The organism is Micromonospora sp. NPDC003197 (assembly GCF_053590565.1).
This window is the reverse complement of record NZ_JBSFTE010000009.1, coordinates 126638-141360: the sequence shown is the minus strand read 5'-3', so window position 1 is coordinate 141360 and position 14723 is coordinate 126638. Positions and strand designations below refer to the sequence as shown.

At 69.6% G+C, this 14723-nt stretch carries 11 protein-coding genes and 1 pseudogene; 9 read left to right on the top strand and 3 right to left on the bottom strand.

From position 1 onward, the window contains the following. Positions 1–35 precede the first annotated feature (35 nt). From ACWDV4_RS12680 to ACWDV4_RS12665, 4 genes are read left to right on the top strand one after another with little or no spacing between them, the layout of a single operon-like run. Positions 36–1544 carry an aromatic amino acid ammonia-lyase gene (locus ACWDV4_RS12680; protein WP_449977531.1) on the top strand — a complete coding sequence of 503 codons (1509 nt, stop codon included), beginning with the start codon at positions 36–38 and terminating at the stop codon, positions 1542–1544. Then, complete coding sequence (locus tag ACWDV4_RS12675; protein ID WP_449977528.1) at positions 1534–3132, top strand: NAD(P)-binding domain-containing protein; 1599 nt, start codon at positions 1534–1536, stop codon at positions 3130–3132. Before ACWDV4_RS12680 ends, ACWDV4_RS12675 begins: the two co-directional genes overlap by 11 nt. A 1-nt stretch (position 3133) precedes the next feature. Then, a complete protein-coding gene (locus ACWDV4_RS12670; protein WP_449977525.1) occupies positions 3134–4195 on the top strand; it encodes an alpha-hydroxy acid oxidase in 1062 nt (353 codons plus the stop codon). Next, positions 4192–5532, top strand: a complete 1341-nt coding sequence (locus tag ACWDV4_RS12665; protein WP_449977523.1) for a cytochrome P450 — start codon at positions 4192–4194, stop codon at positions 5530–5532. The genes ACWDV4_RS12670 and ACWDV4_RS12665 overlap by 4 nt, the downstream gene beginning before the upstream one ends. Here the strand turns inward: ACWDV4_RS12665 and ACWDV4_RS12660 are convergent. Continuing rightward, the gene (locus tag ACWDV4_RS12660; RefSeq protein ID WP_449977520.1) at positions 5529–6734 is read right to left on the bottom strand and encodes an RNA-guided endonuclease InsQ/TnpB family protein; all 1206 of its coding nucleotides are present in this window, start codon (positions 6732–6734) and stop codon (positions 5529–5531) included. The genes ACWDV4_RS12665 and ACWDV4_RS12660 overlap by 4 nt on opposite strands. Before the next feature lie 54 nt (positions 6735–6788). Here ACWDV4_RS12660 and tnpA point away from each other — a divergent pair. The 5 genes and pseudogenes from tnpA to ACWDV4_RS12635 form a co-directional block, all read left to right on the top strand. Next, positions 6789–7175: pseudogene (gene tnpA / locus ACWDV4_RS12655) on the top strand (IS200/IS605 family transposase); the annotation flags it as partial. Between the two features lie 51 nt (positions 7176–7226). Next, complete coding sequence (locus ACWDV4_RS12650) at positions 7227–8492, top strand: cation:proton antiporter (protein ID WP_449977518.1); 1266 nt, start codon at positions 7227–7229, stop codon at positions 8490–8492. 56 nt (positions 8493–8548) lie between these two features. Beyond that, positions 8549–9220, top strand: coding sequence for a response regulator transcription factor (locus ACWDV4_RS12645; protein ID WP_449977516.1), 672 nt, complete (start codon positions 8549–8551; stop codon positions 9218–9220). Further along, on the top strand, positions 9221–10495 hold the full coding sequence (locus tag ACWDV4_RS12640) for a sensor histidine kinase (RefSeq protein ID WP_449977515.1): 1275 nt from the start codon (positions 9221–9223) through the stop codon (positions 10493–10495). Positions 10496–10864: 369 nt separating this feature from the next. After that, positions 10865–12043 carry a Cmx/CmrA family chloramphenicol efflux MFS transporter gene (locus tag ACWDV4_RS12635; protein ID WP_449977513.1) on the top strand — a complete coding sequence of 393 codons (1179 nt, stop codon included), beginning with the start codon at positions 10865–10867 and terminating at the stop codon, positions 12041–12043. Positions 12044–12076: 33 nt separating this feature from the next. Here ACWDV4_RS12635 and ACWDV4_RS12630 read toward each other — a convergent pair whose 3' ends face one another. Together ACWDV4_RS12630 and pdxR are read right to left on the bottom strand one after the other, a co-directional pair. Then, a complete protein-coding gene (locus tag ACWDV4_RS12630; protein WP_449977511.1) occupies positions 12077–13105 on the bottom strand; it encodes a fatty acid desaturase family protein in 1029 nt (342 codons plus the stop codon). A 119-nt stretch (positions 13106–13224) separates the two neighbouring features. Then, positions 13225–14610, bottom strand: a complete 1386-nt coding sequence (pdxR, locus tag ACWDV4_RS12625; RefSeq protein WP_449977508.1) for a MocR-like pyridoxine biosynthesis transcription factor PdxR — start codon at positions 14608–14610, stop codon at positions 13225–13227. Between the last annotated feature and the right edge of the window lie 113 nt (positions 14611–14723).

Here is a 14723-nt window from a genome sequence, read left to right as displayed (position 1 = left end):
AACGTTCTGAGAATCCGTCTCTAGGGTCCGGTCGCATGACGACAGAGGTAGACCTCGCGGCCCCGCTGCGGATCGCCGACCTGAGTTCCGCCCGCGACCCGGTCCGGGTCGTGGTCGGACCGGAGGTCCGCGACCGGGTCGCGACCGCCCGCATCTTCCTGTCCGAGGTGCTCGGCGACGACCGAGCGGTGTACGGCAGCACCACCGGCTTCGGTGCCCTCGTGGGGTACGCGGGTCGGGCCGACCTGCGCGACCAGGCCGACAACACGCTCGCCCACCTCGGCGCGGGCCACGGCCCGGACATCGCACCCGAGGTCGTCCGCGCGACCATGCTGGTCCGGGCCTGGTCGCTGGCCCGTGGTGCGTCGGGGGTGTCCCCGCACGTCATCGACGCTCTCGCGGCGATGCTCGCGACCACGTTCGTCCCCGCGGTGCCGCGGCTGGGTTCGGTCGGGGCCAGCGGTGACCTGATCCCGCTGGGCGCGGCCGCCCAGGCGTTACGTGGCCGGGGACACGCCTATCTGGACGGGGTACGGATGCCGGCGGCCGAGGCGCTGGAACGGGCCGGTCTCGAACCGCTGCCGCTGGACGGTCGGGATGCCCTGGCCCTGGTCAACGGAACGTCGCTGACCACGGCGGCGACCGCGCTCGCGCTGGGCGCGGTACGCGCCTCGCACCGGGCGGTCCAGGTGCTCACCTGTCTGCTCGCCGATCTGCTCGGCAGTGACCCGCAGTTCCTCGATGCCCGGCTCCTGCGCGCGTACGGCCATCCGGGTGCGATCGACGTGGGCGCGCAGATGCGGCGGGTCAGCGACGGGCTCGTCCCGTCCGGCAAACGCCCACTACAGGAGCCGTACAGCATCCGGTGCTCGCCGCAACTGCTCGGCGCGGCCGAGGATGCCCTGCGCTACGTCGACGCCGTCGTCGCGACCGACCTCGGCAGCGTCAGTGACAACCCGTTGTTCTTTCCCGACGACGACCTCGTCGTACACGGCGGCAACTTCTTCGGGCAGCCGGCCGCGTTCGCCGCCGACCTGCTGTCGATGGTCGTGGCGCAGGTCGGCAACCTCGCCGAACGGCAACTCGACCTACTCGTCGACCCGCACCGCAACGGCGGCCTGCCGCCGATGCTCGCCGCCGGCCCGGGACAGCAGCACGGACTACAGGGCGTGCAACTGGCGTCGACCGCCCTGATCGCCGAGATCCGCCGGGACGCCATGCCCGCGAGCATGCAGAGCCTGCCGACCAACCTGCACAACCAGGATGTCATCCCGCTTGGCACCCAGGCCGCCCTGCGGGCGCTGGACCAGGCCCGGCTGCTGCACCTGATCGTCGGGTCGCTCGCGTTGGGGCTGCGCCAGGCCGCGTACGTCGGCGCGCGTACCCCGACCGCGCCCGGCTGCGCCGAGGTGCTGGCGGCGCTGGTCGCGGCCGTACCTCCGGTCGACCCGGACCGGCCGCTGGACGGTGACGTGCAGCGCGCCGCCGATGTCATCGAAACGCTCGTAACTTCTCTTCCCTGGGGTGGCCGCCGTGACGCTTGATTACCTGATCATTGGAGCCGGGCCAGCCGGGCTCCAACTCGCCGCCCTGTTGGAGGCCGACGGTAACCGCGACTATCTGGTGCTGGAGGGCGCGGACATACCGGGGGCGTTCTTTGCCACCTTCCCCCGCCACCGGCAACTGATCTCCATCAACAAGCCGCACACCGGCTCCGACGACCCGGAGCTGAACCTGCGGCTGGACTGGAACTCGCTGCTCAGCGACGACCCGGCGCTGCGGTTCACCAGCTACACCGAGCGGTACTTCCCGGACGCCGATGTGATGGTCCGATACCTGGCGGACTTTGCCGCGAAGACCGGGGTGAAGGTGCGGTACGGCTCCCGGGTGACATCGGTCGGCAAGGTGGACGGGATCTTCGAGGTGCGGACGGCCGGTGAGACGTTCCGGGCCCGGCGCCTGATCGTCGCCACCGGCGTCTCGAGGCCGTACGAGCCGCCGATTCCGGGCCTGGAGCTGGCCGAGCAGTACGCGGACATGTCCGTCGACCCGCGTGACTACCTCGACCAGAAGGTGCTGATCATCGGCAAGGGCAACTCCGCGTTCGAGACCGCCGACAACCTGATGGAGACCACCACGCTGATCCACCTCGCCGGGCCCAGCTCGATCCGGATGGCCTGGCGCACCCACTACGTCGGGCACCTGCGCGCGGTGAACAACAACTTCCTGGACACGTACCAGCTCAAGTCGGCGAACGCGATCCTCGACGGCGACATCAGGAGGATCGAGCGCGACGGCACCGGCTTCAAGGTGACGTTCTCGTTCTCCCGCGCGAACGAGGTCATCAAGGAACTGTGGTACGACCGGGTGCTCGCCTGCACCGGTTTTGCCTTCGACCCGTCGATCTTCGATGACACCTGCCGTCCGACCCTCGCGATCTCAGACCGGTTCCCGGCCCAGACCCCGGAGTGGGAATCGGTGAACGTGCCCGGCATGTACTTCGCCGGGACGCTCTCCCAGGAACGGGACTTCAAACGCTCCACCAACGGCTTCATCCACGGCTTCCGCTACGCCGTACGGGCGCTCCACAAGATCCTTGAGCGACGGTACGGGGAGACGCCGTGGCCGGCCGAGAAGCTGGACGCGACCGCGGAGTCGATCGCCGATGCGGTCGTCGCCCGGGTCAACCGCACCTCGGCCCTGTGGCAGCAGTTCGGCGTCCTCGCTGACGTGGTCACCGTGGCCGGTCAGCAGCAGGCCGGTCTGACCGGTCTCGCCGGGGCGGACGCCCGCTACCACGAGGAGGTACCGGTCGACTACTTCGCCCAGACCGGCCTGCACACACCCGACCACGACTACGCGCACGCCTTTGTCGTCACCCTCGAGTACGGCCCCGAGCACGACCAGGTGGACCCGTTCGACATCACGGTCAGCCGGGTGGCGCAGGACGTCGTCGGCCAGGCCCACGATGCCGCGTACCTGCATCCGGTCGTTCGCTACCACCGCGCGGGGCGGACCGTGGCCACCCACCACCTGGCGGAGAACCTGGAAAACCGTTGGGATCGGCCGGAGGTCCACGTGGCGCCGCTGGCCGCGTTCCTCGACCGCTGCCTTACCGGTGTCGAGGGTTGAGATGCTCACGCTGGACGAGGCGGGGCTGAACCTGGCCGACCTGGCAACCGGTGCACGGCGTCGCCTGGACCCGGCGCACTGGGACTTCTTCGCTGGCGGAGCCGGCGAAGAACGGACGGTCCGCGCCAACGAGGAGGCCTTCACGAGGCGTGGGATCGTGCCTCGGGTGCTGCGCGGTGTGGGCGAACGCGACCTACGGATCTCGCTTCTCGGCGGTCCGGTCTCGATGCCGGTGCTGATCGCGCCGACCGCGTTCCACCGGCTGGCCCACCCCGAGGGGGAGGTCGCCACCGCGCGCGCCGCCGCCGAGGCCGGCACGGTCATGGTGATCAGCATGGCGGCCACCCGGGGAGTCGAGGAGATCGCCGCAGCCGGCGGGAGGCTCTGGTTTCAGCTCTACCCGCAGTCGGACCTCGGCTTCACCACCACTGTGGTGCGGCGGGCCGAGGCCGCCGGCTGCGAGGCCCTGGTCGTCACGGTCGACTCGCCCGTCTTCGGCCGGCGGGAACGCGACCTGCGGCACGGTTTCGTTGACCTGCCACCCGGACTGGTCTGCGAGAACATGCGTGACGCGGGCGGCCGGGTCCGGAACATCGAGATGGACGCCGGGCTGAGCTGGGAGCGGATCTCCTGGTTGCGCGGGATTACGACGCTGCCGATCCTGCTCAAGGGGGTGCTCCACCCGGCCGATGCCCGGCTGGCCGTCGAGCACGGCGTCGACGGTGTGCTGGTCTCCAACCACGGTGGCCGGCAACTCGACGGCGTGGTCGCCACCCTGGACGCGTTGCCCGGAGTCGTCGAGGCCGTCGGGGGGCGGCTGCCGGTGTTGGTCGACGGCGGCATCCGCCGGGGTACGGACGTACTGGTGGCGCTGGCGCTCGGCGCGACCGCCGTGCTGGTCGGGCGCCCGGTGCTCTGGGGGCTCGGGGTGGGCGGCACCGCCGGCGTACGGCACGTGCTCGACCTGTTGCGTGCCGACCTGGACCGGGCGCTGGCGTTGGCCGGTGCCACGAGACCGGGCGACCTCAGCGCTGACCTCGTCGCCACGGTGGCACGCGGATGAGTGCTCCGGTTGTCGTGATCGCCCTGGCCGTGCTCGGTGCGGCCTGGACCGTCCCGCGTTGGCTGCCCCCGGCGGTGGTCCGGCTCCGCGAGTGGGTCTTCGCCAGGGTCAACGGCGCGGAAGGCATCCCGGTGCCGGGCCCCACCGTCGGCGTCGAGCATTTCGAGCGGGTGTACTCGGACCCTGCGGCCGACGGGCGCAGTCGGGGGGCCGGGCTGTCGGACCTGTTCTGGTACTGGCTGGCGCCCGGGCCGCAGATGCACCAGGAGCATTTGGAACCCGGCGAGCGCTACCGCACGGTGGCCGGTACGACCAGGCGGATCCTCGCGGTGCGGCAGCAACGCTCGGACGAGCTCGCGACCGCCGCCACGCGGCGGGTGCTGGACGAGTTGCCGGCTGGTCGGGTCAACCACGTACGGCTGCGCGACCTGATGATGCCGGTCTGGGCCGAGGTCTTCTACGAGCTGGTCTTCGACGAGGCGTGCCCGCCTGATGCGCGGGCGATGATCGTCGCCAACGCGGAAGACGTGGTCAACTCGCTGAAGTGCACCGGACTGCGACACATGCAACGGCGCGACCGGCTGACCAGGTACCTGCGCCACCGGATCGACGCGGGGACCTGCCCGGTGACGCTGCCGCCACCGTTCGACGCGCAGGAAACGGCCTGGTACCTGCAGGGCGCCTTCTTCAACACCGCGGTCGTGCAGATGTCCGAGGCGATGGCGCACGTGCTGCTGGCCCTCGCCACCCATCCCGACCTGCAGCGTGGCCTCGACGACGATGAGGCGCTGGACCGGGTCGTCGACGAGACGCTACGGGTGCATCCACTCTTCGGTGTCGCGCACCGGATCACGTCCGCGCCGATCACCTTGCCCACCGGGGTGACCCTCCCCACCGGATCGGTGCTGCTCTTCAACTACCTGGCCTTCCAGCGCACCGGGGCCGCCGCCGACGACCGGTTCGCCCCGGACCGGTGGCTGACGCTCAAACGCAAGGACGCCCGCTTCATCCCGTACGGGATCACCGCGAACCGGGCCTGTCCGGCCCGGGGAGCCGCACCGGTGATGATGCGCGCCGCGACCCGAGAGGTGCTACGCCGGTACGCCCTGGCCTCCTCGGCCGCACACACCCGGTCGCTGCCCAGCCGGGGCCCGGCGTACCTGACCCCGGCTGGGGTCCCCGGCCCCGGCCGGCTACGGCTGGGCGCGATGCGGGTGCGGGACCGCTGGGCCGACGTGGGCCGCAGCGTCCGGCAGCTGGTGCTGGGCACCTGGATGGTCATCGACGCCCGTCGTCAGCGCTTGTGCAGCAACTACTTCAAGGAGGCTGTCCGTTAACGCTTCCCCACGGCTGAAGGCCGGGGGATTTCTGGATCAGACCGCACGGACCCACCGCCCTGGGAGGGGGTGAGCACATGTCTTACGTCGTCGGCACCAGCACGGTCACGCTCTACCGTGGCGAGGATCGTCCTCGCGGCATTCCGGTCACGACAGGCGGTATGCCCACACGTATCGCACCGGAAGATCCTGACACCCAACCCGAGGCGGTTCTTGGCTCTCGTACCGCACTGCGAGCAGGTCATCGTGGTGTAGGCGGGCGGCACCAACACCACCTTCCGGCCCGCCCGCCGGCCACGGTCGATCAGCTCCCGCTTCGCCGCGCCGATCGCGGCGTCCGCCGCCTTACGAGCCATCGTCGACCTGGCGAGAAACGTCGGTCGGAAGTCTTCGATGGCGATCGTCGCATGGTGGTCCACGACACGTTTGGCCCACTGGCGGGCGTCGTGGGTGTTCTGCCGGGCCGCTTTCTTGTGCCATTTCGCGGCCTGCCGGGCGGCCCGCAGGTAGCCCTTCGACGGTGCGGCTCCTCGGGGGCGGCGTCTGCGGCTCATCTGGCGCTGTGCTTTCGCCAACTCCGCGGCACACCGCCGGCGATGCCCGACATAAGGCAGGTCGTATGCCGGGTTGGTGGTGGTGGCCGTGACAGTGACACCCCAGTCCACGCCAATCGCCGCATCAGCGTCAGCCTCGGGCACGGGTGCGGGCGGGATATGGCGGCGGATCACGAACGAGGCGTACCAGTGGCCGAGAGAGTCCCGGTAGACCCGGACGCTGGTCGGGGCGGACGGCAGGTCGCGGGACCAGACCACCGGGATGTCGATACCGCCGGCCAGGCGCAGCCGCCCGTCACGGATCGAGAAACCACGCACGGTGTATTCCAGGCTGGGCAGGGTGTTCCTCCGCCGCTTGACTGTCGGCCGTCCGCGTCCCTTGACCGTGAACGACTGCCGCAACGCCAGCGCGTAGGCGCGCAGTGTCTGCTGCTGGGCGACCTGCGAACCCTCGCGCAGCCATGCCGAACGGGCCCGCGCCTCGGTGAGGAGCTTCGACAGTTTGCCGAACGTCGGCTTGTTGCCGGATTTCTGCTGGTGGACGGCTTCGTTCCACAGCCAGCGGCACCGGCCCCACTCGGATATCAGCGCGGCTACCGCCGTCGCGCCAGGGCGCAACCGGTACGTGTACCGCACCGTCTCCTCCACACCAGACAGCCTACAACTACCACACGTCACAACACGGTCGCGGCGGATAAGCGTCGCTCCCGCAACAACGACACGTACCACTACACCCACCACGTCGTCCGGTGCCCCACATACCGCCGGCCGGTCCTCACCGGCGACATCCACAACCCGCCTCCCACAGATCATCGCCGAGGTGTGCGCAGAACGGGACGCCCCGATCGTGGAACTGGAAACGATGCCCGACCATGTACATCTACTCCTCGGCTGCGACCCGCAGTACGGCATGCACCGTCTGGTCAAACAGATCAAAAGCCGGTCATCACGTCTGCTACACGCCGAGTTCCCGTCCCTGCGGTCCCGACTGCCCACCGGCGTGGACCAACAACTACTTCGTCGCCACCCGGCGGTGCCGCCACCTTGGAGGTCGTCAAACGCTATGTCGAAAACCAACGCAACGCTTGACCGCCCTTTCCTCCCCATGGCTGAAGCCAGGGGTTTCACGGGCAGACTCCGATGACCCCAACGGAGCTGGCACCGCGGTTCTTCATCGCGGTCGCGGTGATTTTGCTTTTCTGCAAGGGGGTGGCCTGGCTGCTCGGCAAGGTAGGTCAGCCCGCCGTGGTCAGCGAGATGCTTGCCGGTGTGTTGCTCGGCCCGTCGCTGCTCGGATTGCTCCTACCGGACGTGCAGGACGCCCTCTTCCCGGCTCCGCTGCTCCCCGTTCTCTACGTGGTCGGCCAGGTCGGCCTGGTGCTGTTCATGTTCCAGGCCGGATACGCGTTCAGCGCGCACCGCGTCACCGGTCTCGCCGGCACCGCCGGGGCGGTGTCGCTGGCCGGGATCGCCGCGCCGCTCGTGCTGGGTGTCCTGCTGGTCCTGGTGACCTCCGATGTGGTGCCGATCAGGGCCGACGGGACCTCGCTCGGGGTTTCGGCCGCGTTCGTTGGCGTCGCACTCGCCATCACCGCCTTCCCGATGCTGGCCCGGATCATCACCGAACGCGGCCATGCGGGCACCCGGCACGGCACCCTTTCCCTGGCCAGCGGCGCGATCGACGACATGGTCGCCTGGATCATGCTTGCCGTCGTGCTGGCCTTCGCCTCCGGCCGGGCTGGTCCCGCGATCGTCACCGCGGGTGGGGCGATCCTCTTCGGACTGGTGCTCTGGCTCGGCGGGCGCCGGACGACCACCGCGCTGATGACGGGCCATCGCCTCAACGACCGCGCCCGGCTGCTCGGCACGGTCGTCCTGCTCTTCCTCGTGGCCTGGTACACCGACGAGATCGGGCTGTACGCGGTCTTCGGTGCGTTCGCGGTCGGTGTGGTCATGCCCCACACCGAGAACACCGACAAGGTGGTGGACACCCTCACCCCGATCGCCGCGACGGTCTTCCTGCCGTTGTTCTTCACGTACTCGGGCCTGCGCACGGAGTTCGGGCTGCTCGGCAGCATGCCGGTGCTGCTCTTCGCGTTGGCCTGCGTGCTGGCGGCGATCATCGGCAAGTTCGGTGCCTGCTGGGCGGCTGCCCGACTCCGAGGTGAGCCACAGCCAGTCGCGCTGCGGGTCGGCGCGCTGATGAACGCCCGTGGTCTGATGCAGCTCATCGCGCTCAACGTGGGGCTGGAGGCGGGCATCGTGAACCCGTCACTGTTCACCGTGCTGGTGCTGGTCGCGCTGATCACCACGCTGATGACGACGCCGTTGCTGAGCTGGATCGAGCGGCGGGAGGCCCGGTCATCCACTTCTACACGCACACCGGCCATGGCGAGTTCAAAATAGTTGAAGAGACAACTATCACTGATTCAATCGGCATTGACCTATGTAATCGTTGGTGAATGCGCGGGGAACGACCGAACCGGCTGCTGCTGGTCGAGGATGACGCAGAACTGACGGAGCTGCTCACCGAGACGCTGGTCGACGAGGGCTACCTTGTCGACCGCGCCCCCGACGGCCAGCGCGGTCTGCATCTCGGACTGACCCGCACCTACGACGTCATGGTCATCGACCGGCTGCTGCCGGTGCTCGACGGACTCGACCTGGTCACCCGGCTGCGCTCCCGGGCAGTCCCGGCACGGGCGCTGATGCTCACCGCGCTCGGCACGGTCGACGACCGGATCGCCGGGCTGGACGCGGGCGCCGACGACTACCTGGTCAAACCCTTCGACCTGGACGAACTGAGCGCGCGGGTACGGGCACTGTGCCGGCGTACCGCCGAGTCCACCGATGTGCTGCGCATCGGTGCCGGGCGGCTCGACCTGGCGGCGCGCGACGCTGTACTGGCCGACGGCACCCGGGTGGCGCTGTCCGCCCGCGAGTTCGAGTTGTTGCGGGTGCTGGTGGCTCGGCCGAACACCGTGCACCCACGGGGTGAGCTGCGCCGCCGGGTCTTCGACGAGGCCGTCGCGGCATCGATCGTGGACACCTACGTCTACTACCTCCGGCGCAAGCTCGGCCGTGCGGTGATCCGCACCGTGCACGGGCTCGGCTACCGGATCGGCAGGCTGTAGATGGAGTCGGCCGAGCGGGCAATCGTCCGTCGGGCCCGGCTACGCATCGGCGTACTCGTCGGCCTGGTCATCGGCGCCCTGCTGACACTGGGCGGCGCGATCTCGTACGCGGCGCTGATCCGCCACCAGAACGCCCAGATACAACGTGAACTCGAATGGGGCACAAGGTACGGGGCGATCGCCGGTCCACCCGCCTGCAGCTGGATCTTCCAGTACGACGGCACCACCGTGCACGCCGGAATCAACCCGCCGCCATCCGGCTTCCCGTTGCACAGCGCGTTGGACAACGTGGCGGCTACCCGGACAACAGAGACCACCACCGTCGCCGGCAACGGAACGGTCTACCACGTGCGCACCGAGGCCCGTGGCGACAGCGTTGTCCAGGCGGTGTTCGACGCGCGTTTCCAGTTGTCCGACCGCCGGTACCTGTTGCTCGCGTTCAGCCTCGCGGCGGCCGTCGGGATGCTCGCCGCCATGCTGACTGGCCTGCTCGTCGGCCGGCAGGCCGTCGCACCGCTGGCCGAGGCACTGACCCGTCAGCGCCGCTTCGTCGCGGACGCCAGCCACGAACTGAGAACCCCGATCGCCCAGGTGCATACCCATGCCCAGTTGCTGGCCCGGCGAGCACGTACCGGCGGCACGGCTGCGGAACTGAACGACCTGGAACGACTGATCGGCACCACGCGCCGACTCGGCGAGGTCGTGGACGACCTGCTGCTCTCGGCCCAGCTCGCTGCGGCTCCCGCCGACCGGCCGCCGAACCCGCCGGTCGAACTCACCTCGCTGATCGGGACGACGGTCGCCGCCGAGATCGAACGAGCCGCCGAACGTCAGGTCACGATCACGTCGGACACGCCCAATAGCCCATTGCCGGTGCCGGGCGTCGAGTCGGCACTGCGCCGGGTCGTTGGCGAGTTGCTCGCGAACGCGCTGGCCCACACCCCCGTCGGAGGCCGGATCGACGTGACGCTACGGGCCGGCGAGGGCTACGCCGAACTCGTGGTCGCAGACACCGGGGATGGCTTCGACCAGGCGGACGCATCGCGCCTCTTCGACCGGTTCCACCGGGGCACGGGTACCGGCGACCGCCGCTTCGGACTGGGGCTGGCCCTGCTGAAGGAGGTCGTCACGAGTCACCACGGCACAATCGAGGCCCGGGGCAGACCGGGCCAAGGCGCGACCTTCACCGTGCGCCTCCCCTCGGCACGATTGCCCACCCCAACAGGTAGACCCTCGGGGTTCAGACGCCTTCGGTGGAGAAAACTCGGCACCTGACTGCTCCACCACGACGATCGAAACGTTTGACGGCGCGTTCGGGCGGCAACTAGGGTTCGCTTCGTGTCCAGCCCGGAAGCGTCCAGACGCCAGCCACCGGCTTTTCGGTGGCTGACCCGTACTGTGACCTCGCGCTGACGAAATCTTGTAGCTGACCGCGCGCTGCTTCGCCATACCCGCCATCGAATCGCCGCCGTACCGGCTGATCTTCCCGCGCGCGGTGATCTCCCGTACGTCCCCAGCCTGACCTGCCCGGGTCGGCCGGAAGCGTGCCTCGGCCGCGTCTGGCTGTAGCCGGGCAAGGTGCCCGGGGCGACCAGCGGTGTCCCGCGCGTCCTGTCTGCTCACTCACGACGCGTGGAGTCTGTTGTGCCACTTGCCATCTACCTGCTCGGACTGGCCGTCTTCGCCCAGGGAACCTCCGAGTTCATGCTCTCCGGCCTGACCCCGGACATCGCCGGTGACCTGCGGGTCAGCGTTCCGGCTGCCGGTACGCTGACATCGGCCTTCGCCGTAGGAATGATCATCGGCGCGCCGCTGATGGCCGTCCTCAGTCTGCGCTGGCCGAGACGACGGGCGTTGCTCGTCTTTCTGATCGCCTTCATCGTGGTCCACGTCGTCGGGGCAGTCACCACCAGCTTCGGCACCCTGCTGGCCACCCGGCTCGTCGGAGCCCTGGCCACCGCCGGGTTCCTGGCCGTGGCGCTGGCAACGGCGACCACTATGGTCGGGCCGAACGCCAAGGGGCGGGCCACCGCCGTGCTGCTCGGTGGTACCACCCTCGCCTGCATCGTCGGCGTGCCCGCCGGGGCCGTGCTCGGTCAACTGTGGAGCTGGCGTACGGCCTTCTGGGCGGTGGCGGTCGTCTCGCTACCGGCCGTTCTCGCGATCCTGGCTTCGGTCCCGGCCGTCGCACCGGATGCGGCGGCACCCGGTGCCCGACAGGAGATGCGCGCACTGCGGCGTCCCCGGCTGCTCGTGACCCTGCTCCTGGCCGCGCTGGTCAACGGGGCGACCTTCTGCACCTTCACCTACCTGGCCCCGATCATCACCGAGGTCAGCGGCTACGAACAGGGGTGGGTGCCGGTGCTGTTGGCGCTCTTCGGCCTGGGATCGTTCGTGGGGGTCACCGTGGCCGGCCGCATGTCGGACACTCGGCCGACGTTGGTCCTGCTCTTTGGTGGCGCTGCCCTGCTCGTCGGCTGGCTCGGGTTCACGCTGGCGGCGGACGATACGTACGCGGTCCTGGTGCTTGTCTTCGTCCAGGGGGCGCTCTCGTTTGCCGTCGGGGCCACGTTGATCACGCAGGTGCTGTACGCGGCCACCGACGCGCCAGCGCTGGGTGGCTCGTTCGCGACTGCCGCTCTCAACGTGGGCGCGGCCATCGGCCCCCTGCTGGGCGGGGCCACCATCGGCGCGGGGCTCGGCTATCGGTCGCCACTCTGGGTCAGTGCCCTGCTGATCGCGCTGGCGTTCGTCGTGGCCGGGCTGGCCCAGGCGGTGCGCCGGGCCAAGCCACGACCGAGCCAGGAGGCGATCGCTTCCTAGCTCAGCCCTGCCTCGCTCACCTGCGCCGCTGGCTCACCTGCGTCGCAGCGGTGCGCCGACGGCGTGCAGGTGGGACAACGCCCGACGGTACGAGGAGACCAGGCCGGTCTCCTCGTATGGGATGCCGCGCTCGGCGCAGAACTTCCGGACGATCGGCTGCGCCCGCCGCAGGTGCGGAGTCGGCATGTTGGGGAAGAGGTGGTGCTCGATCTGGTAGTTGAGCCCACCCAGCGCCACGTCCACCAGCCAGCCGCCGCGTACGTTGCGGGAGGTCAGCACCTGCCGACGCAGGTAGTCGAGCTGGTCACCCTCCTTCATGGTGGGCATGCCCTTGTGGTTCGGCGCGAACGTGCAGCCGAGGTAGACCCCGAAGAGCGCCTGGTGCAGGAAGAGGAACGCCAGCGCCTTGCCCGGGGAGAGCACCAGGAACAGGGCGGCCAGGTAGCCGACGAAGTGGGCGAGCAGTAGCGCCGCCTCCAGCCCGCGACCCTTCATTCCCGGACGCAGCAGTGCCCGGACGCTGGAGACGTGCAGGTTGAACCCCTCCAGCGTCAACAGCGGAAAGAACAGGTACGCCTGCCACCGCCCGATGAACCGGGGGAGCCCCTTGCTGGCACGAGCCTGATCCGTCGACCACACCAGGATGTCCGGTGCGACGTCCGGGTCCAGGTCCTCGTGGTTGGGATTGGCGTGGTGGCGGGTGTGCTTGTCCATCCACCAGCCGTAGCTCATCCCGACCGCCAGGTTTCCGGCGATCCGCCCGGCGACGCCGCTGGCCCGGCGGCTGCGGAACACCTGTCGGTGCGCCAGGTCGTGCGCGACGAGCGCGATCTGGGCGAAGAGCACCGCGAGCGCCACCGCCACCAGCAGCTGCCACCAGGAGTCGCCGATCAGGAAGAAGGCCACCCAGCCGCCGATGAAAAGGCCGCCCACCAGGCTCAGCCGCGCGGTGTAGTAACCCGGACGGCGGTCCAGCAGGCGCGCGGCATTGATCCGACGAAGTAGCTGCGAGTAGTCGCTCGCTTGTCGTACCTCGGGCTTGGCTGCCAGGGCGACGGCCATTCTTCCCCCAGATGCTCGGGTCTGCGCGACGCCGGACGGCGCGCTGTCGTACCCAAGTTTTCGGGTTTGGGTTGCAGTGAGTAATCCTGAGAACCCCCTAAAGGTAGGTAGGGCCAGCCCTACCGTCGCTTGTCGGATCCTGCGGTCATTCTTCCCTCACCAGGACGGATGTGGTCCGAGTGAGGTCGGGTAGTCGCTGTCAGCGCGCGGCACAGGGCGTCCAGTGCCCCGGCGAAGGAATGGTCGGGTGGGGTGCCGTAACCGATGACGAGGCCGTCGCGTACCGGCATGGTGCAGTGGGGATGACGATAGGAGGCGAGTCCGTCGAGAGCCACGCCCTGACGTCTCGCCGCCGAAAGGGCAGTTTCTTCGGTGCCGGGGGGAAGGTCGAGGACGGCATGTAGCCCGGCGGCGATGCCACTGACCCTGACCTGCGGGGTCCGTTCGGCGAGGGTCGCGAGAAGCTGGTCGCGGCGGCGTCGGTAGGCCAGCCGCATCCGACGCAGATGCCGGTCGTACGACCCGCAGGCGATGAAGTCGGCGAGGGTGAGCTGCTCCAGCGACCCGGACCACAGTTCCCGGGGGCCCTTGACGTCGAGAACGTCGTCGACGAGGTGACTGGGTACGGCCATCCAGCCGAGCCGGAGTGCGGGGGACAGGCTCTTGCTTGTCGAGCCGATGTAGACGACCCGGTCCGGGTCGAGGCCCTGCACCGCGCCGACCGGCTGGCGGTCGTAGCGGAACTCGCCGTCGTAGTCGTCCTCGATGACCAGCCCGCCGGAGGCCCGGGCCCAGTCGATCACGGCTGCTCGACGTGCGGAGTGCAACGGCCCTCCGGTGGGGAACTGGTGGGCGGGAGTGAGCAGGACGGCCTTCGCGCCGGTACGCGACAGCTCCTCGACCCGGGCACCCTGTGCGTCCAATCCCAACGGCACCGTGTCCCGTCCTGCCTTGGTCAGGAGGGACCGGTGGAAGTCCAGTCCGTACGACTCGACCGCGACCGTGCCCTCCAGGACCTCACCCAGCATGCTCAGTGCGTGCGCGAACCCGGTGCAGATGATGATCCGGTGCGGCGCGGTACGCACCCCTCGGGCCCGGGCGAGGTACTCGGTGAGCACGGTGCGCAGCTCGATCCGTCCGCGAGGATCCCCCACGCCAAAGGCGTCGTTGGGGGCGGCGTGGAGCGCGCGGCGTGCTGAGGCCTGCCATGTCGCCCGGGGAAACGAGGCGGCATCCGGGGAGGTGGGCATCAGATCATGGGAAGGACGTCGTACGGGTGGCGTGCTCCGGTGGGGATGGTCCGACATGAGAGGGGTGCTGCGCTGGGCGACGCGGGTGCCGGAGCCCGGCCGTGCCGTCAGCCACCCCTCGGCCACCAGTTCGCCGTACGCCGCGCCAACGGTGTTGAGGGCGATGCCCAGGTCCCGGGCCAGGCTCCGATACGGCGGAAGACGGGTGTCGGGGGCCAGCCGGCCGGAGCTGATGGCCTCGCGCAGCGCACGCATCAGTTGCTCCCGCCGGGTCCCGCCCCCGGTGAGCTCCAGATGGAGGTCCGCGCCTGTGTCTTGGTCCGGCCCGCGGCTGACGTCACCTTCGGATGGATTGCCCCACTGATCTG